Genomic DNA, 19,028 nt, shown 5'->3' with positions numbered 1-19,028 from the left:
AGCGGGCTTCTTTATTTTTATATTCGCAGTATGAAGCAAGTCGATTATATAGTTGTTGGAATTGGTTTGGCAGGTGTAAGCTTTTGTGAAATGCTTAAAGCCAATAAAAAATCATTTATGGTGTTCGATAATAGGTCGCAGTTATCGTCTACAGTTGCCGGCGGGTTGTATAATCCTGTTGTATTAAAACGCTTTACGCCTGTTTGGAAGTGTAAGGAGCAACTAGAACTAGCTTTACCAATGTATAAGCACCTAGAAGAAGCTTTTGGCGTAACTTTAGATTATAAAATTCCGGTTTATAGAAAATTCGCATCTTTAGAAGAACAGAATGATTGGTTTACGGCCTCCGATAAACCTGTACTTTCAGAATATTTGTCTTCAAAAATCATAAAAAATACAAATATATGTGTCGATGCTCCATTTGGTTTTGGAGAAGTACTGGAAACGGGTCGCATTGATGTTAAGGTTTTAGTGGATACGTATAGAGGAGCACTACTTGAACAGAATCTGCTTTTAGAAGACCTTTTTGATTACGATGAATTATCTATTGTTAACAATGAAATAAAATACAATGAAATAAATGCTAAGCATATTGTGTTTTGCGAAGGTTTTGGAATAAAGGAAAATCCTTTTTTTAATTATTTACCGTTAAACCCAGCTAAAGGTGAACTATTAACCATATATGCGCCAGAATTAAAGATAAATTATGTCCTTAAAGCAGGAGTGTTCTTAATCCCGTTAGGTGATGATAGGTATGTGGTAGGAGCAACTTACGAGTGGAAAAATTTAACTAATGCTACTTCCGAAGCCGCGAAGGAGGAACTAACAGAAAAGCTTAAAAAAATAATACATTGTCCATTTACCGTTGTGGGGCAGGTAGCAGGAGTGCGACCTACCGTTAAAGACCGAAGGCCTTTGGTAGGCAGGCATTTTAATTTTAAAAATATGTTTGTACTAAATGGACTAGGTACTAGAGGAGTAATGATTGGACCCTACGTTGCAAAAGAACTTTACAATTACATAGAAAATCAAAAACCATTAGATGTCGAAATTGATATAAAACGATTTGATTAATTAGTTTTTCTTTTTAGAAAACGATTTATCATAATGGATAAAGAAATTAATCCAGATGTTTCTGGATAGTCTTAAAATGATTGGCATGAATACGACTAAAGTAGCTATTATAGATAAGAACATTGCATTCAGTCCGGCATCAAATACAAAATAAGAAATCACAAACGCAGCTACAGCAAAGGCGATACCAACGGCATAGCTAACATACATGGAGCCGTAAAAAAATGAAGGTTCTATTTTATATTTTGTACCGCAATTGCTACAGGTGTCATGCATCTCTAAGGCTTCCGAAAGAACATATGGATTTTTGTTTTTAAACATGGATTCTTCATGGCATTTTGGACAAGTACCCGTAATTATACTATATAATTTTGAACCTTTTGAAAACATATTATTTAATGTATTTTTGCATTCTTAATCTTTCAGAACAAATATAAATTTTTAATATCTAAGGTTCTGTTATATATGTTACAATTCTATGCTAAATATTCATAATTTATCCATTTCTTTTCAAGGCGAATACCTATTTGAAGATATCACGTTTAAACTCGTTAATGGCGACAGGGTAGGGCTTATTGGTAAAAATGGTGCTGGTAAATCGACCATGCTTAAAATATTGGCAGGAGAGTTGGAGCCTGACACAGGGCAAATAGCTTCAGATAAAGATTTAAAAATAGGTTTTTTAAAGCAGGATATAGACTTTATTTTAGGACGAACGGTGCTTGAAGAATCGTATCAGGCATTTACTGAAATTAAAGACTTGGAGGCTAAAATGGAAAAAGTGAATTCTGAATTGGCCGAACGTGCCGATTATGAAAGCGATGCGTATCATCAATTAATGATTGATATAAACGACTTGCAACATCAATACGAAATATTAGGAGGATATAATTATCAGGGAGAAACCGAAAAAATACTTCAGGGTTTAGGGTTTAAGCGTGAAGATTTTAATAAGCTTACAGACACCTTTTCTGGTGGATGGCGCATGCGAATAGAGTTAGCGAAATTATTACTTCAAAGTAACGATATACTGTTATTGGATGAGCCTACGAACCACTTGGATATTGAATCTATTATCTGGTTGGAAAGTTTTTTAAAATCGTATCCGGGTGCTGTTGCTATTGTGTCGCACGATAAAATGTTTTTAGATAATGTTACTAATCGAACCATCGAAATTTCATTAGGTCGCATTTACGATTATCCGAAACCATATTCACAGTATCTGATATTACGGGAAGAGTTAAGAACACAACAGCTGGCATCACAAAAAAATCAGCAAAAACAAATCGAGCAAACCGAAAAACTTATAGAGAAATTCCGGGCAAAAGCCTCGAAGGCTACCATGGCACAGTCGCTTATTAAAAAGCTTGATAAAATAGAACGCATCGAGGTGGATGAAGATGATAATAGTGTTATGACCTTAAATTTCCCCGTTTCAGTAACTCCAGGAAAAGTTGTAATTGAAGCCGAAAAAGTTTCAAAAAGTTATGGCGATAAAAACGTATTAAGTGAAGTAGGTTTAATGGTTGAGCGCGATAGTAAAACCGCTTTTGTTGGACAAAATGGACAAGGGAAATCTACGCTCGCAAAAATTATAGTTGGTGATATTAAATATAGTGGCCATTTAAAGTTAGGACATAATGTACAAATAGGGTACTTTGCTCAAAACCAGGCCGAATATTTAGATGGTAATAAAACCATTCATGATACGATGATTGATGCTGCCAATGAAACCAATCGTAGTAAAGTACGTGACATTTTAGGATCGTTTTTGTTCAGAGGGGAAGAAGTTGATAAGTATGTACGTGTGCTTTCTGGTGGAGAACGAAACCGATTAGCGCTAGCAAAATTAATGCTTCAACCCTTTAATGTTTTGGTTATGGATGAGCCCACAAACCATTTAGATATTAAATCTAAGAATGTTTTAAAGGAGGCGCTAAAACGATTCGAAGGAACCTTAATTTTGGTTTCGCACGACCGTGATTTTCTCCAGGGATTAACCAATAAAGTATACGAATTTAAAGATCACAAACTTAAAGAGTATTTAGGAGATATAGATTATTATTTGGAGCAACGTAATGTTGAAAATTTAAGAGAAGTAGAAAAACGTACCGTTGTTAAAGAAGAGCCAAAAGAAAGAAAACAGCAATCATACGAAGATCAAAAGAAACTAAAATCACTAAATAACAAGCTAAGTAATGTTGAAGCTAAAATAAATGATATAGAGCGGAAGATTAAAAAAATCGATAAAGAGCTAGAGGTTAATTATGAGGAAGTTACATCGAAAGACAATTTTTTCAACAATTACCAACAATTAAAAAATGATTTAGAAAGCTTGATGGAGCAGTGGGAAACCGTTCAAATGCAAATTGAAGCCTTTGATTAAGCTTGTTTGTTAAAATTTAGTGCATTTCATCGAATAAAAAAGCTTTTCGTCTTTTTTTGTCTTATATTCGTGTCAGAATTAACCCCAATCAATTCTGTCATGAAAAACATTTACTTATTATTAATTACTTTTTTTGTAACTACATTTTCGTTCGCGGAGGTTTCTCCAAACGAAAAGGACGCTTTAATAGCACTTTATAATGCAACAAACGGAGTAAGTTGGAATTCTACATGGAATTTGGATGCTTCAGTCGAAAAGTGGTACGGCGTTAAAGTGGAAGATGATAAAGTAGTAGAGGTGAATTTACAATTCAACAATTTACAAGGAACATTGCCTTCGGAAATAGGTAATTTAGTTAATCTTAAAAAATTAAATTTAGGATTTAATAAATTAACAGGAACGATTCCTTCTTCAATCAAAAATCTACAGGAATTAACATCTTTAGAGTTATTTATGAATGGTTTTGAAGGTTCAGTTCCAGAGGAAATAGGTCAATTAAAAAAATTAGAATCATTAAAGCTTTATAGTAATAAGTTTTCAGGAAGAATCCCAAAAGCAATAATGGGCCTAACCAATTTAAAAGAATTGCTAATGGGGAGTAATTATTTTATAGGGACTATTCCAACCGAAATAGCAGCTTTAACAAACTTAGAAAAGTTAAGCTTAATGGATAATAAGCTTGAAGGTGAAATTCCAGCCGAAATGGCGCAGTTAAGAAATTTAGAAGAGTTAGTATTATCAACAAATCAGCTAACAGGAGATTTGCCTTTAGAATTTATGAATTTACCAAAATTAACCACACTAATGGTTAGCGACAATAATTTGAATAAGGAATATGTAACGGTATCAGGAAATAATCCTCCAGGGTTAATGTATTTGGATTTACAAAATTCTACCGCCACAATGGACATTGAAAAAGAGTAGTAAGTTTTTGTTTAATTTATAATAGTTTGAAGTCGGGATGGTTAGCATTACCGACTTTTTTGTATCTTAAGCTAAGCTATGGAGGAACACTTTTTTACCTGCCCTTACTGTTGGGAGCGTATTTCTATGCTATTAGACAATAGTGTTAATAGCCAACAGTACATTGAAGATTGTGAGGTGTGTTGCCAACCGATTCAAATTAAATTAAAATTTATAAATTTAGATTTGGTTGACTTTCAGGTAAGTAAAATTTAATATAAATATTTTTCGAAATTAAGTTTGTATAAGTTAAAAAGGATTGTATATTTGCACACGAAATATCGCGGGATAGAGCAGTAGGTAGCTCGTCGGGCTCATAACCCGAAGGTCACAGGTTCGAGTCCTGTTCCCGCTACTAAGCTGACAAAGCAGTAAAATCAACGGTTTGACTTTCTCAAATCGTTTTTTTTATGTCTAATTTGAGCGAATTACTTACATTTGAATACGAAAGTGAATACGAAAGTGCATACGATTTGTCTTTAAAAAGAAATTTTTCAGCCCCTAAAATTTACACCGCAAATAACGACTTGAGTAAGCGGTGGTATGTCTATTTTTCATATCGAGACCCAGTTAGTGGTAGGCTAAAACGTCAAACTCCGGTATACGGGGAAGCCAACAAATGTAAAACTAAAGAAGATAGGATGGCAATCTTATCTGTTTATAGAAAAGTGTTGTTAAAGCTGTTAAAGCAGGGTTATAGCCCTTATGAGGATAATAAGTCTCTTTATATGGAAGTTAATACAAATAAAAAGGCTTCAGGTAATAATGCAGAAAAGGTTCAGGAGAAAGTACCAGATGTAAAAAGTGTGCTTGTAAAAGAGTCAATACTATTCGAGGAAGCTTTTGCATTTGGTCTTAAGTTGAAAACAAAGCTTATAAACCAAACAACTAAGCGAAGTTTTGAAAATCGTTTAAAGAATTTTTCTGAATGGATTAAGGAATTCCACCCTAGTGTAAAAGGAATACATGAGGTTGATAAAAGACTTGTAATAGATTTTTTAAACCATATGTTGGAAAAGACTAGTGCGAGGAATAGGAATAATTATAGAACAGATTTAAGCAGTATCATGCAGGTTCTTGAAGATAATGATGTTGTCGATTCAAATTTTGTTAAGCAAATCCCAATATTAAAGACAGTGCCAAAACGTCATAAATCGTATTCAAACGAAGAACAAGAATCTATATTTAAGTATTTAGAGCAAGAGGACCCTAATCTGTTGTTGTTTATTAAATTTATCTCTTATAACTTTTTAAGGCCAATAGAGGTATGTAGACTTCGAATTAAAGATATTGATATAAAGAATAAGCAAGTTAAGTTTCAAGCTAAAAATAGCCTGTTGAAAACGAAAATTATTCCAGATGTTTTATTTAAAGAATTACCTGATTTGTCTAAATTAAATAAGAATATGTTTTTGTTCACCCCTGAAGCCATAGGAGGAGAGTGGGATACTGAGTTAACTAATAAACGAGATTATTATTCTAAGCGATTTAAGAAGGTGGTTAAGGATAAGTTTAATCTAGGTAAGGATTATGGTTTATATAGTTTTAGGCATACATTTATAACGAAGCTATACCGTAAAATGCTTTCTGAATCATCACCTTTTGAAGCAAAGAGTAAGTTAATGTTAATAACAGGTCATACATCTATGTCGGCACTGGAAAAATATCTTAGAGATATTGATGCAGAATTACCAGCAGATTATTCAGCTATGATTACTTCTTAAATTTATGGACAAACAACTAGATGCTATTTATACTGAATTAGGAAACCGCTTGATAATGCCAATGCTGTTTTATTTACCAAAGCATTTGTGGTTAAAAGCCGATCCGGATACCTTTCAATATCCTAAGTATGATGAGTATTTTGATTGTGTTATACTTATTGAAACTTCAGGGAAAAATTATGTCTTGGAAGAAAAGCATTCATATATTCATCTGATGCAAAAGCTCCATCAACTAGATATGAATATGGCTAAGCTTATTCAACTGAAGGAAGATTTGGAACAGCAATCGTTCAAGTTTTTTCTTGATAAATATTACCAACAATTAAGTTTTTATGTTCACATAAGTGGATGGCTAAATGAAAATGTGACTAAGGATATAAATGGTGTTTCCGAAGAGACCTTAAACGCTTTCAAGCTACAAAATGATTCATTTATTTCTCACATAAAAGAATTTGAAAATTGTTTTCTAAAGACTTATAGTATAAAGGCTGTTGAAGAAAAATTTGAGAATATTGATATTTCTAAATTTAACCCATTAAAGTCAATTAATATACCTGATGCAATGGAGGAAAAAGTTGAACCTACTTCTAAAAGGATTAAAAAGCCTAAAAAAATATTAGTGACAGAAGAAAAGGCAGAAGCCTTTCTTTTAAAGAGTGTGTTTAATTTAGAGGTTGATAACTAACTATATTTTGTGTAAACATGAGTAAAAAATACCCAATAAAGAATAGTGATCCTTCAGTTAACTTACGTCTTTCTAAGGAGCTGAAGGAAACCATTCAAGCCGAAGCAGCTAAAAGGAATGTAACTGTTTCAAAATACTTAAGAGAATTATTAGAATTGATTTATAGCGGTGATTATTGTAGGTATGAAGTCTTAAATGATAAGGTTGAAAACTTTTTGTTTTCTAAAGACTTTATTCAGCTTGTGGTCTGGATTTATAGCAAGCGATATAAAAGAGAAAAAACCGAGTCTAGTGAAGAGTTAGATAGATATATTGCAACCTTAAAAAAGGTTCACTTTCATGTTCCAGATCATCTTGCCAGAGAGTTTGATAAAGTGTTACAAGATGTTATGAAGGTGAGGTATGATGAAAGCAAATATACAACATCATTTTTTTGGTTTTTAGAAAGTGGTTTGGAAAAGGAAAAGTTTAATTTAAAGCTCTTAGAACAGTTTCTTTTAGATAATAGAGCATTAAAAGAGTATGTGTTAGAAGAGATCAACGACTTGAGTTGAAATACATCGAATAAAAGCCAAAATAAGCAATAAAATAATTGTGATATTTTGTGTGATAAATTTGTGATAAAAAAATATCACAAAAATAAAAGTGGTGTGGTTTAGATGATAATTGTAGTCAAAAAACATTATGTTTACTAGGTTTTTTCGGGTGTATGAAAGTGTAATAACTATAGTTGGTGTAAAATATTTTTGTGATAAAATTTTTATTTTGTGTGGTTAATTACGAAATGGAAATGGAACAATATATTGGTTAAATATAAATATGTATGTCTACTGATAATTTATCTAAAATTTCTTAATAAAATCTGTGCTTGTAAATAGGTTTTTCCAGTTTTAAAGTTGGTTTTCTTTTCGAAGTTTAAACTGATTATTTCACCAAACTTAGTTTTTTGTTCTATAATGTAAATAAGTTGTATTATGGTTTTATAATCACCTTTTACTGTAAATTGATAGGTGCTTATTTTTAAATTTTTGAGACGAATAATGTGAGGCTCAAAAAAATTAATAATTTTTAAATCGGTAGAGTCACAAGTACTATTTATGGTTTTCAGAAGATTGGTTTGTAATGAACCTTTATTTATTTGATACTTCTTTAAAATGGAGTCATAATATGATTTTTGTTGTATAAGTAGAGCAAGGTTCTTGGTTGCAGAGTTGAATTTATAGGTTTCTTTTTTTAGGTTTATATACTCATTTTTTAGGCTAATGGTTTTCGAAATAGCACCTCTATAAGATATTATACAAACAGCTATAAAACCTAAAACAGTAAAAATATATTTTGTTTTATTTTTCACGAATCATATGTATTGTTAAACCAAAAGAAGATGTTGATGTTGTCATGGAGTTACTTTTATAATTTGAAATTTCGATACTTTCAATCCAGCTTAAATTTTCCAAGTTAAGAATCCATTTTGAAAAATTTTTACTTTTACTAGAAACACCTGATATGTATATTGTTTTAGTATTTAGATCGATAGTTTTTCCTTCTTTAATGCCCATTAAAAGGGGTTGGTAGTTATAGCTTTCTAATAAAATGTTTGATGGTATTTTATCTATAATGCAGTTGAGGTAATAGGAGCTTTTGGAAGTGCCATTTTTCAGTAACCCTTCAGTTAATTGTCTTGAAGTATTTATTTTTTCAGTTAAATTTTGAAGTGTCCTTTTATCTGCTTGATTTATTTCATGGGATTGCTTTAGTTGTTGAACTTTGCTGTAATATTTGTTAAAGACAAAGAAATTTATTAGCAAGCCAAATAAAACGAAAAACAGCGCTATTTTAAGAGAAAAATAATAATAGCTAGTTTGTATATACTCATTTTTGAGCCAATGTTTAAGGTTATTTAAATTACCAACAGGTTTTGAACTCTGTAGTACACTATCTAAAGCTCCTGAAAATGAAAGTAGATATGGGTTGTCTATAATTAATCCATTTATTTCATAGCTAGTTGTGGTTAGATCTTCTTTTTTTTCAATCTTGATTATTTCTTCGTTAATAATTTTTAATTGTGCATTTGAAGTACGTATGATATTATCTTTAAGGTATGGTATAGTTGTGCTTAGTATCTGATTACCAATGGACAAATTTATAATCGGAATGCCTAGTTCTTTGTATTGTTTTAGTAAGTTATCTATGTAAGATTTTCTACATATTGATAAAAGATTTTTGTTTTTAAAAGAACTAAATTGATAATAAAATTCATCAATGTTAATGTTAGGAAAGCTAAGTGATATGGTATTTAAAGTTGTTTTTTGATTACTTTCAATAAGTTTTGTCAATACTTGATCAGTATTTACCACCAAAAATATAGGTGTATTTTTGCTTAAGATTGACCTAATTTCGATTGGTTTTTTAATTTCAAAATTCCCATCTATTATCAATTTTTTTTTTTGTTTTTTTAATTTGGTTATATAAATTACAGTTCCTTCTTTTCGAAAGGTATGTTCTATTCCGCAAAAACGATTGTTAAATTCCAAAAATGTCTTAACTTTAGCTATCATTTAGTAAATTACTGTTGGTTTTATTAGTACGGTTAATTTAGCCTTTGTGTCTTCTCTTATTCTGGTGCTAAACAACCATTTGATAATAGGTATTTTTGCTAAAAATGGTACTCCTGAGCCTGAATCATTTTTAGTTTGTTCTTCTAACCCTCCCAATACGACAATATCCTTATCTTGAACACGTATGATAGAGCTAAACTCTCGTGAATTTAAATCAGGAGGGGCATCATCTGCAATTCGTAGGCCAAAACTGGATTGGATTACAAATATGTCTAGTGTAACTTGACCATCACCTGAAACTAATGGTTTAATCGTTAGTCCTAGTTTGGCATCAATAGGTTCGTAATTTGTTATCTCTGAGGTTTGAGGATTGTCAGTTCCATAAATATTACGCTGGGTAATTGCATAATAGGAGGTTTGTCCGTTAGAAAATGTAGCACGGTGTCCATTTAGGGTTGAAAGTTTTGGAGTGGAACGTATTTTAATGTTTCCATTGTTTTCCATGGCTTTTATTGTAGCAAAAAAGTTAGGAACCACTTTCCCCAAATTAATATGACCAAATCCATCAAAACCATTGAGTACCTTATTTATGGTTTGAGCTCCTAGGGTTAAATTTGTTTGTGGGTATAGGTTACCAATGGTTTTCGCCTCTTTTTCACCAAGTCCCCAACTAACTCCAGCTTCAATAGTTGAATTTCGATTTACTTCAATGAGCATGACTTCAATGAGTATCACTGGAACAGGTTTGTCGATTTGCTTAATAAAGGATTTAAAACGTTGAATTTTTGCACTTGGCCCCACAACATAAAAACTGTTCAGTTCAAAATCTACTTTTATTTCAAGGTTTTGTTTAACATCTGCTGGAAGTACACTGAGCAGAGCTTCAACCTTTGTGTTTGTATTGCCAAAAGTAGAACGCCCGGTGGTACTAATTGGTTCACGGTTATTTCTATTTATACCTGACCTATTATCAAATTGATTCGTATAGTTGTACGAAGTGTAACTGCTGTTGTAGCCGTTTTGACTTCCGTAGTTTCGATTTTCCATGTTCATGTAGCCGCTATTAGATCCTGAAGGATCAGTGAGCAATTCTACCGATCTGTGCTGTAAATGGATGATTTCGACACTGCGAACAATTAGCTGGTTTTCCTTACCAAAGTAATATGTTTTACCTTCTTTTTTAAATGTAAAATCATACTGGTTTCCTCGGTTTTGATTAGAGTTTGTTTCGTTCAGATTAGAATTCCCATTTGGAGTGTTTAGTAAATTATTATTTGAAGAGTTTATTGATGTTTGTTTCTGGCTTTCAAAAAGCTTAGTAAGCAAATTGTCTAAAGTAATAGAATTAGTTTTAAAGGTAATCTTTCCAGCTTCCTCGAGCGGTGAGGCCGTGAAAATATTAAGTTCAAATGCTTCAGCTACTCTATTAATAATTGAACTTATAGGGGTGTTTCTAAAATCCACTTCCAACAGTTGTTGATAGTTGTCTAAAATCTTAAAATCTTCGTTGTTAAAATTATTGATATAGGGTTTACCATTTGAAACCTCTTTATTGTTTTCTTGAAATGCATAAAAACCATCCGATGTTTTTTCAACAAGTAAATTATTGGATATGGCTAATTGTTGTAAGGCTATATCAAAAGGCATATTTTTAATATAGGCATTAATGGGTTTGTTTTCCATGCCGGGTGTAAATACTAGATTTTTACCACTTTCATCCATTATGTATCTAAACACCTCTGAGAGCTTATCTGATTTGGCATCAAGACTGATAGTACTTTCCATAGGGTTATAGGATACATGAATCACACTAGTAGCTACTTTTACTTCAGGGGAATTGTAGGGTTTAACGGATAAGATATTACCTGTGAAATCAATTGTTAAGTTATATTCTTTGCACAAAAAAATTAGAACATCGGAAACAGAAACGTTGGAAAAGTTGTTAACCAAACTTATCTGTTTCAATTCTGGAGATACATTAATGTTTATCTCATGCATATTAGATATAGCCAGAAGCAAATTGGAAAGGGTTATGTTACTAACGGTGATATCTGTTTTAACCTGCTGTGTTAATCCTTGGTTGTCAGTGGATAGTATGTCAAGTTGGTTTTTAAGGGATTGAATCCGTGAATCGTTTTGAGAATATATCCATTGGAAACCAAGTAATAGGAATATGTAAATTAATTTTTTCAAAGCTATGCTGTAAGTTTTTTGGTTTAATCAATTAATAAAGGGTAAACCTCTTCAATAGAGCTAGTGCCTTGTCGTATGAGATTAATAGCATTGTCTCTTAATGTTGTAATTTGGTTTTGTTTTAGGTAATTGTCGATTTCTAGATCGTTTTTTTTAATATGACTGATTAATGTTTTACTAATTGGGATAATCTCATAAATAGCTTTGCGTCCGTGAAACCCTGTATGGTAGCACGTGTTGCATCCAGCTGATGTATAATGATATTCAAGGTCTTTAGGGATTTGAAAATGTATTGGAAATAAAGTTTTATTTATAAGATTTTTTTGCTTGCAATCTGCACATAGTTTTCTTATTAATCGTTGAGCTACGCTAACATTCAGGGTACTTGCTATGAGAAATGGAGGGATGCCCATATCTATAAGTCTTGATATTGTAGCCCACGCGGAGTTAGTGTGAACAGTGGAGAGTACCATATGCCCAGTCAGAGCTGCTCGAATGGCCATATTAGCGGTGTTGACATCACGAATTTCACCAACCATTATTATATCTGGATCTTGTCGTAAAAAGGTTCGTAGCGTACTTGCAAAATCTAACCCTATGTTTTCTTTTAGCTGGACCTGATTAACGCCCTCCAAAGTGTATTCAATGGGGTCTTCTATAGTCAGAATATTTGTTTTGTCATCGTTTAAAATTTTGAGGGTCGCATATAAAGTAGTGGTCTTTCCTGATCCTGTGGGGCCAGAAATTAGAACAATACCATTAGGTTTTTTTATAGCCTCGTTATATACGTGGAGTTCTTTTTGAGTGAAACCTAAATCTTCAAGTTGAATATTATCGGTATCCTTACTAAGAATTCTAAGTACTAGTTTTTCTCCATGAAGAGTTGGCAAGCTAGAAACTCGAATATCAAATTCATTTTGAGAGGTTTTTATAGTGATACGACCGTCTTGAGGTAAACGCCTTTCAGAAATGTCCAAGCCAGCTCTAATTTTTATTTTGTTTACAATAACTGGGTACTGGTCAAGATTAATACTATACTGTTCTTTTAATTTACCGTCGAGCCTAAAGCGTACCCTACAGCGATTTTCAAATGGTTCAAAATGAATATCACTACTTCCAATGTTTTTAGCATTTAGTAGCAACTTTTCTAAAAAATCATTGGTGTAGTGTAAATCCTTCTGTTTAGCGCGATCTTGATTTCTAAAATTCGTGGTTAGGTATTGTTTAATGTTTGCTTCACTATCCGAAATAAGTTTTACTTTTTTACCTAGTACAATTTGTAATTCCTGTTTTAAGTTTTCCGTAGGATTATCAGTTTTGAACACCAAGGTTTTGTCCTCTTCCCTTATCGGAATAATATTATAATGGAAGGCTTGCTCACTACTAATGAATTGAGTAAGGGAAGTTGGGATATTAAAATCTTTAACAATCATAAATGAGATAGGTTATAAAATATAAACAGATGAAACCAACCCACACCAATATCCGATATAGCTGATGCCAAAAAATACACTCATATATCCAGCAAGTGGAACGGTAATTTCTTTCTGATGATATTTTAGAAATAAATGGAGTAATAGCGAAAATATTAGGGCGCTAACAAAAATGAACAGGAACGACACCGTTGAAAAGGAGAGTGAAACCGCCAGAAAAAATAATATATCACCTATTCCAAAAGATTCATTGAAGCTAGCCTTTAGTTTGAATTTACTATAGAAAAAAACAGATAATAAAACAGCACAGACAAAAAGTAAATTAGTTATTGTTGAAATAATAAAATGAATACTAGATGTATTATGAAAAAAAAGATAACCACAGCTAAATCCTAACACAGGAAACAAAACTGTATAAACCATACGTTGTTTTAAGTCCTGATAGAAAATTAGGCCCAAAGTTATAAGTAAGATAAATTTTATTAATATCATTTAATCTTTAACGGTTTGTTGAGGATTACCATTTTGGTCAATCTCCCAAATATTAAATACGCCATCTCCATCAAAATCCGTAACAGCTGTTGCCCTTACCTTGAAATCGTTATTTGTAGCCTGTATTACTTCATATTCATAGTTAGCCGTCCCGTTTTCCTTTACGGTTTTTGGTGGCATGAAATCAATTGCACTTAGGTCATTAGAATATTTGGAATACTGATATCGGTAACTAGTCTGTGAATTATATATGTACTTAAGTTGAGTTTGTGCTTCAATGCTTTTGGCCTTGCTAATTAATGGCATGAGATTAGGTAATGCTAAAAGAAGGAGAATGCCTATAATAACAAGAACAATTAGTATTTCCTGTAAATTGAATGCAGGTAATTTTATTTTTAATTTTTTATTTTTCATTTTGCGTGTTTTACAAGAATCCATACTCTTTAGCAAGTTTTAATAGGTTTTTGTCATTTTTCTTTTCATTGTTAAATATTAGATTTAGCCTACGTTTTCGATTTTCTATTCCCGATATGGATAGGTGAACTAGGTTAGGAAGTTCTTTGGTTTTTGTGCCTAAGGATAGATGATAAAGTATTTGTCTGTCAATATTATCTAAATTAAAATCGTTTGAAATATGTTGCCTAACTAATTTCAATATGGGACTACTATAAAAAGGAATGTCGTTTAATATATTTAAAACACCATCGGTTAAATTTTTAAATGTTAGTTCATTTTTAAGTAGCAATCCATTTGGTTGAATTGTTTTTAAAATATTAACCAGTCTATAATTGTTTTCTAGGTGGGTTGCAATGATAATTTTAACCATAGGAAATGATGCTCTTATTTTTATACCTAAATCGTCACCAGACAAGAACTTTCTGTCATTTGAAGCTGGGAGACTAATGTCTAAAAAAACTAAATCAAGAATGTTATGGTTTAAAGCGTGTTCGATTTCAAGTATGGCTTCGTCACAATTTTTAGCTGTGGAAATGTTAAATGAATAATTGCCTTGTGATTTTGAAATGTGTTCCAGTACTCTAGTATATCCTTCCATAATAAATGGATGATCTTCAATGATTAAAGTTTGATAAGTATTATTCATAAACAATGATTTAATGGTAGTTTAGGACTAAAAACATCAACCATTTAAGTATTATCTCTTGGTGTTTTTCAAATATATTTATACAAAAAAAAATAATTGTAAGGTAAAACCTTAGATGCATTGAGGTTTTGTAAGGTTGATAAAAAAGGAGGTGAAAGCTACAGATAATTAAGGTTTTTGATTGAAAAATAAGGAATTTTTATCAGAAATTTAGTCTTTATAATTCAATGGTTAATCCTTAGTTTTAAATAGTTTCGAGGTGGTAAGTTTGTAAAAATAACTAATGATATTCTTACATAACCATGATAGGACTTAACACGACCACAAAATTCAAAGTTTTTAAAATTCTATTTTTTTTATCTATTAGTAATTATTTATTACATGCGCAATCACTAGAATTACCCAAGGTAAATAGTTTAGTTAGTGTCCCGAGCTCTCCCGAAGCACAAGCTTTTACCAAGTATGGAGATATGCCTGTTTCATATTATGCAGGTAAACCTGAGATTTCTATTCCTATTTATACAATTCAAGGAAGGGAGCTTTCTGTGCCTGTTTCAATTACATATGATGCCTCGGGAATAAAAATTCAATCGTTAGCAACGAGTGTAGGAGCTGGATGGAATTTGAATTCTGGGGGAATGATTAATAGACAAATAAATGATCTTGCTGATGATATGATATCTGGCAAGCCCTCAAGAGAAATTTTTGATAGTGATGTTAGGTCCTTTAATACATATCTTAATTCGTTAAGAAATCCCTCGAATGGATATTATTCTCATTTTGAAAATTATGAACATGCTTTACTTGATATAATTGATTTTCAAGCCATAAAATCGGATCAGGCAATTGGGGATGCAGACCTCATGCCAGATATATTTTCTTTTAATGCCCCAGGTCTTTCTGGTTCTACAATTATTAACCCAGATACAGGAAACGCTATAAGTATTGATGATCCTGATATTTTAGTAAATTATTCAAAAAATGCGGGTGGCAGTATTATTTCTTGGACGATTACAAGTGTCAACGGAACTATTTATTATTTTCAAAAGGCAGAAGAAACAACTGCATCTTATTCAAGCGATGCTTCAGAGGGTACGCGTATTTATAATTCTGCCTGGCATTTAACAAAGATAGAGTCACCATCGAAAAGGGATGTTTTTGAATTTGTGTATTTGGATCAACCCTATTGGAATCAGTTTCAATCTTATCACAATCGCACCATAAAACAAAATAGACTTACAGCATGTGGCGAGATTAATTATGATCCTTCATTGGCTACAAATACCTACACCATTACAAATAACTTAAACGATTATAAGATTAAACAGCCTATAATAAATGTTATTAAGTATAACGGAACCGAAGTTATGAGGTTTGGTTACAGTGGAAATCGTTTAGATTTATCAGGAAGAAATAAATTATCTTCTATTGATATAAAATATGGTTCAGAGGTATTAAGGACATTCACATTAAATCACTCCTATTTTATGTCCTCAAACCCAATCTCAGAAGAAGATTATCGATTACGCCTAGATTCTATTGAACTACAAGGGTATTATAACCTTCAAGTAGGAGAGACAAATGCACCTCCTCAGATATACAGTTTTAATTATTACGGAAACGGTATTCTTCCTGGTAGAAATTCCCTGGCAATAGATTATTTAGGGTACTACAATGGAAAGACGACAAACAATACTCTTGTGCCTAAACATATAGACATATATGGGAATAACTTTTCAGGAGCAGACCGTAATGCAGATTTTAATTACGCACAGAAAGGAATGCTAAAAGAAATTATTTATCCTACAGGAGGAGCGACTGAATTTGTTTATGACGGTTATTTACAGACAGATGTAAGTACTCAGGTTAAAACTTTTTCAGATCATTTAGGAACTGTAATAAGTGGGGCTGACCCCAATGCAGATTCTTCGGAATTTGACTGTGATGATGGTTTTTGGTATTTACCTCATACTGTAACTACAGGATTTACAGTAGATAGTAATAACATAGGTTCGAGTTCATTTAATTATGGTGTTAACTCATCTGGAAATTATAGCCAATCGGGAAGGGTGTTTTTTGTAGCTATTTATGAAAGTAGTTTTACAAAGACATTTTGTGATATTCAGACTATGATTCAAAATGGAGATAGTAAACTTAAATATTATTCTTATGCTGTCCCTTCAAATGGAAATAGTTTTAGTTTAAATTTACCTGCTGGAAGTTATAAAATTTATTTAGCTAATAGTCTTCTTGGAAAAAGTTTTAGCGTAAATAGAGTTTACGATAGCAATATTGAAGTTTCTGAGGTATATGCTTCTACTCCGGTAATATCTGAAATTATTGACAAAACGAACGATGGAGAAAGTTATACGCGAGCTTTCGAATATTTAGAAAGTAGTGTTCAGCAAAAAATACAATTTCATACTATAAAAGAAACTTACGATAATGGCGTAAGTTCTAATTGTAGGGAATATGAAACTTTAGAACGCTATTCGGCAAATTTATATTCACAAACTCCTTTTGAAGTGACCTTTGGTAAGGTTAAGGAAATTAGAAAGGATGATAGTGGAAACAATATCGGATATTCTATCTATGAGTTTTATAATCAAAATTTCTATACAATTGATCAAGTTAACCCTTACCCTATTAGTGGTGTATATGTTCCAAAAATTGGGGAGCCATATATTAAGACTTATCCTCTTAATGGGAAATTAAAATCAGTCACGCATTATGATAATCTAGATCGTAAACTAAAGGAAGAACAAAATACATACGATTTTGAAGCTTTACTAGTCACTTCTGGTACCACTTTTTATGGAATGGAAAGTTTTTCCGATGCTTGTGTGGTTGCTGTAAGTGGAGAAATTAATACTAACTTAAAGAAATTAACATATGTAACATCCACTAATTCTCCCAATAGGACATGCTCTAATCATAATGGATTTACCGTAATTAATAGTTGGAAAAATGTTAGTCCAAATTCCGATTCGAATATTCGATTTCATAGTTTTAAAACCCAGTTGTTGCAAAGCAGTGTGAAGGATATCTTTCATGATGGTTTTCCAAGTATTCCAAAAACATTGGAAAAGGTTACAACCTATAGTTATGGACAGGAACATAATCTACCGGTTTTAACTACAACTGAAAGTAGTAATGGAAATACGGTAAGTATTAATACTAAATACCCAAAAGATATTGTATCAAGGACGGCTCCTGAACAACTACTAGTCGATCAACACAAGATCTCAAATCCAATAAATATAATAACCACAGTCTCTGAAAATAGTACAGAACTGGCTAAATACGAGGTTAATAATATTTATAAAAATTGGGGAAGTAATTTGGTTTTACCAGAAAAAATACAACATTCAAAAGGTAATGTTGGGTTAGAGGATAGGGTTTTATTCAATGACTATGATAATAAAGGAAACCCACTAGAAGTTTCTCAAAAAAATGGGGTTCCTATAAGTTATATTTGGGGCTATAATCAAATGTATCCAATAGCAAAAATTGAGAATGCTACTAGAGCTCAAATAGAAAATTTATCTGGTTTTGGAACAGACTTTAATTCTGGTAGCGGGGGACTTACTACAGCACAGGAATCTACCCTTAGAGCGAGTTTAACCAATGCCATGGTTACCACTTATACCTATGATGAGCTAATAGGTGTTTTAAGCACAACCGACCCTTCTGGTTACAGGTCCCATTTTCAATATGATACTTTTGGAAGACTGAAATATGTTAAGAATGATGCTGAAGATGTCTTAAAAGAAGTTAAATATTTATATGGTTTAGAGGAGATTGTAGGAGAAACCACTTCTTCTTCCACATCGGTTGTAAGTGGTGAATCCGTTACTCTAACCACAACGGCCTCAGGAGGAACAGGTGATTTTCAATATAATTGGACAGTTAGTAATGGAATAATAAACCAAAATTATACTAATACTTCTGGAGTTTTAACCATTACAACTACTGATAATCATGCACCTAATTTTACCGTTACCTGTCAAATTTTGGATACTCAAACCAATGATTCGGTAATTACAACTAAAACTATTAATGTAACTGCGAGTTATTCGGCACTTTCAGTTATTGGCGTTTATTTTTCCCCCAATGGTTTTAAATCGGTAGGAGATAGTGTTAATTATTCGGTTAATGTTTCTGGCGGATCTGGGAATTATAGTTATGACTGGAGTAAAACAAATAGCCAGTCAACAACCAATTACAGTGAGAATAGTTCATCAATTTCTAAAACTGTTGTAAGCAGTGATTGTACTAGCTTCAGCGTAAAGTGTGTTGTTACTGATAATGTGACCAATGAAGTAATAATAAAACAGGCTTTACTATTGGTAAATTCAGGATGTCCAAATAATTAAAATAGAAAGAGATGAGACAGGCAATAACAACAATAATATTTTTTT

At 32.1% G+C, this 19,028-nt stretch carries 15 protein-coding genes and 1 tRNA gene; 9 read left to right on the top strand and 7 right to left on the bottom strand.

The window, feature by feature from the left end; translation table 11 throughout:
* Window positions 1-30 precede the first annotated feature (30 nt).
* Window positions 31-1,074, top strand: coding sequence for an NAD(P)/FAD-dependent oxidoreductase (locus tag ICJ83_RS11880; RefSeq protein ID WP_188230625.1), 1,044 nt, complete (start codon window positions 31-33; stop codon window positions 1,072-1,074).
* Here the strand turns inward: ICJ83_RS11880 and ICJ83_RS11875 are convergent, their stop codons facing one another.
* Window positions 1,075-1,464 (bottom strand): DUF983 domain-containing protein, encoded by a 390-nt coding sequence (locus tag ICJ83_RS11875; protein WP_188230624.1) that lies wholly within the window; start codon window positions 1,462-1,464, stop codon window positions 1,075-1,077. It abuts the gene before it with no gap.
* An 88-nt stretch (window positions 1,465-1,552) separates the two neighbouring features.
* Here ICJ83_RS11875 and ICJ83_RS11870 point away from each other — a divergent pair, with 88 nt between their 5' ends.
* The 7 genes from ICJ83_RS11870 (at window position 1,553) to ICJ83_RS11840 (ending at window position 7,386) form a co-directional block, all read left to right on the top strand.
* Window positions 1,553-3,460: an ABC-F family ATP-binding cassette domain-containing protein gene (locus ICJ83_RS11870; protein ID WP_188230623.1), complete on the top strand. Its 1,908-nt coding sequence runs from the start codon at window positions 1,553-1,555 to the stop codon at window positions 3,458-3,460.
* Between the two features lie 99 nt (window positions 3,461-3,559).
* A complete protein-coding gene (locus ICJ83_RS11865) occupies window positions 3,560-4,384 on the top strand; it encodes a leucine-rich repeat domain-containing protein (protein WP_188230622.1) in 825 nt (274 codons plus the stop codon).
* A 78-nt stretch (window positions 4,385-4,462) separates the two neighbouring features.
* Window positions 4,463-4,639 (top strand): CPXCG motif-containing cysteine-rich protein, encoded by a 177-nt coding sequence (locus tag ICJ83_RS11860; RefSeq protein WP_188230621.1) that lies wholly within the window; start codon window positions 4,463-4,465, stop codon window positions 4,637-4,639.
* Window positions 4,640-4,705: 66 nt separating this feature from the next.
* A tRNA-Met gene (locus ICJ83_RS11855) sits at window positions 4,706-4,778 on the top strand.
* Window positions 4,779-4,833: 55 nt separating this feature from the next.
* Complete coding sequence (locus tag ICJ83_RS11850; RefSeq protein ID WP_188230620.1) at window positions 4,834-6,147, top strand: tyrosine-type recombinase/integrase; 1,314 nt, start codon at window positions 4,834-4,836, stop codon at window positions 6,145-6,147.
* Between the two features lie 4 nt (window positions 6,148-6,151).
* Window positions 6,152-6,832, top strand: coding sequence for a hypothetical protein (locus ICJ83_RS11845; RefSeq protein ID WP_188230619.1), 681 nt, complete (start codon window positions 6,152-6,154; stop codon window positions 6,830-6,832).
* Window positions 6,833-6,849: 17 nt separating this feature from the next.
* Complete coding sequence (locus tag ICJ83_RS11840) at window positions 6,850-7,386, top strand: hypothetical protein (protein WP_188230618.1); 537 nt, start codon at window positions 6,850-6,852, stop codon at window positions 7,384-7,386.
* Between the two features lie 284 nt (window positions 7,387-7,670).
* Here the strand turns inward: ICJ83_RS11840 and ICJ83_RS11835 are convergent, their stop codons facing one another.
* The 6 genes from ICJ83_RS11835 to ICJ83_RS11810 form a co-directional block, all read right to left on the bottom strand.
* Window positions 7,671-8,183 carry a hypothetical protein gene (locus ICJ83_RS11835; RefSeq protein WP_223154762.1) on the bottom strand — a complete coding sequence of 171 codons (513 nt, stop codon included), beginning with the start codon at window positions 8,181-8,183 and terminating at the stop codon, window positions 7,671-7,673.
* Window positions 8,173-9,387 carry a PilN domain-containing protein gene (locus tag ICJ83_RS11830; RefSeq protein WP_188230617.1) on the bottom strand — a complete coding sequence of 405 codons (1,215 nt, stop codon included), beginning with the start codon at window positions 9,385-9,387 and terminating at the stop codon, window positions 8,173-8,175. The genes ICJ83_RS11835 and ICJ83_RS11830 overlap by 11 nt, the downstream gene beginning before the upstream one ends.
* Entirely contained in the window at window positions 9,388-11,580 is a 2,193-nt protein-coding gene (locus ICJ83_RS11825; RefSeq protein ID WP_188230616.1) for a type II secretion system protein GspD, read from the bottom strand.
* Between the two features lie 23 nt (window positions 11,581-11,603).
* Window positions 11,604-13,013 (bottom strand): GspE/PulE family protein, encoded by a 1,410-nt coding sequence (locus ICJ83_RS11820; RefSeq protein ID WP_188230615.1) that lies wholly within the window; start codon window positions 13,011-13,013, stop codon window positions 11,604-11,606.
* Window positions 13,014-13,505: 492 nt separating this feature from the next.
* Window positions 13,506-13,919, bottom strand: coding sequence for a type IV pilin protein (locus ICJ83_RS11815; protein WP_188230614.1), 414 nt, complete (start codon window positions 13,917-13,919; stop codon window positions 13,506-13,508).
* Window positions 13,920-13,929: 10 nt separating this feature from the next.
* Window positions 13,930-14,607 (bottom strand): response regulator, encoded by a 678-nt coding sequence (locus ICJ83_RS11810; protein WP_188230613.1) that lies wholly within the window; start codon window positions 14,605-14,607, stop codon window positions 13,930-13,932.
* Window positions 14,608-14,909: 302 nt separating this feature from the next.
* Between ICJ83_RS11810 and ICJ83_RS11805 the strand changes: the two genes are divergently transcribed.
* On the top strand, window positions 14,910-18,983 hold the full coding sequence (locus ICJ83_RS11805; protein WP_188230612.1) for a hypothetical protein: 4,074 nt from the start codon (window positions 14,910-14,912) through the stop codon (window positions 18,981-18,983).
* Window positions 18,984-19,028 lie beyond the last annotated feature (45 nt).

Origin of the sequence: Aestuariibaculum sediminum (genome assembly GCF_014596945.1) — a bacterium.
Lineage (GTDB): Bacteria > Bacteroidota > Bacteroidia > Flavobacteriales > Flavobacteriaceae > Aestuariibaculum > Aestuariibaculum sediminum.
This window is presented reverse-complemented; position numbering and strand designations above follow the sequence as displayed.

Coding starts and splice junctions, on each gene's coding strand:
- ICJ83_RS11880 (WP_188230625.1), top strand. CDS start 31: ATGAAGCAAGTCGATTATATAGTTGTTGGAATTGGTTTGGCAGGTGTA.
- ICJ83_RS11875 (WP_188230624.1), bottom strand. CDS start 1,464: ATGTTTTCAAAAGGTTCAAAATTATATAGTATAATTACGGGTACTTGT.
- ICJ83_RS11870 (WP_188230623.1), top strand. CDS start 1,553: ATGCTAAATATTCATAATTTATCCATTTCTTTTCAAGGCGAATACCTA.
- ICJ83_RS11865 (WP_188230622.1), top strand. CDS start 3,560: ATGAAAAACATTTACTTATTATTAATTACTTTTTTTGTAACTACATTT.
- ICJ83_RS11860 (WP_188230621.1), top strand. CDS start 4,463: ATGGAGGAACACTTTTTTACCTGCCCTTACTGTTGGGAGCGTATTTCT.
- ICJ83_RS11850 (WP_188230620.1), top strand. CDS start 4,834: ATGTCTAATTTGAGCGAATTACTTACATTTGAATACGAAAGTGAATAC.
- ICJ83_RS11845 (WP_188230619.1), top strand. CDS start 6,152: ATGGACAAACAACTAGATGCTATTTATACTGAATTAGGAAACCGCTTG.
- ICJ83_RS11840 (WP_188230618.1), top strand. CDS start 6,850: ATGAGTAAAAAATACCCAATAAAGAATAGTGATCCTTCAGTTAACTTA.
- ICJ83_RS11830 (WP_188230617.1), bottom strand. CDS start 9,387: ATGATAGCTAAAGTTAAGACATTTTTGGAATTTAACAATCGTTTTTGC.
- ICJ83_RS11820 (WP_188230615.1), bottom strand. CDS start 13,013: ATGATTGTTAAAGATTTTAATATCCCAACTTCCCTTACTCAATTCATT.
- ICJ83_RS11815 (WP_188230614.1), bottom strand. CDS start 13,919: ATGAAAAATAAAAAATTAAAAATAAAATTACCTGCATTCAATTTACAG.
- ICJ83_RS11810 (WP_188230613.1), bottom strand. CDS start 14,607: ATGAATAATACTTATCAAACTTTAATCATTGAAGATCATCCATTTATT.
- ICJ83_RS11805 (WP_188230612.1), top strand. CDS start 14,910: ATGATAGGACTTAACACGACCACAAAATTCAAAGTTTTTAAAATTCTA.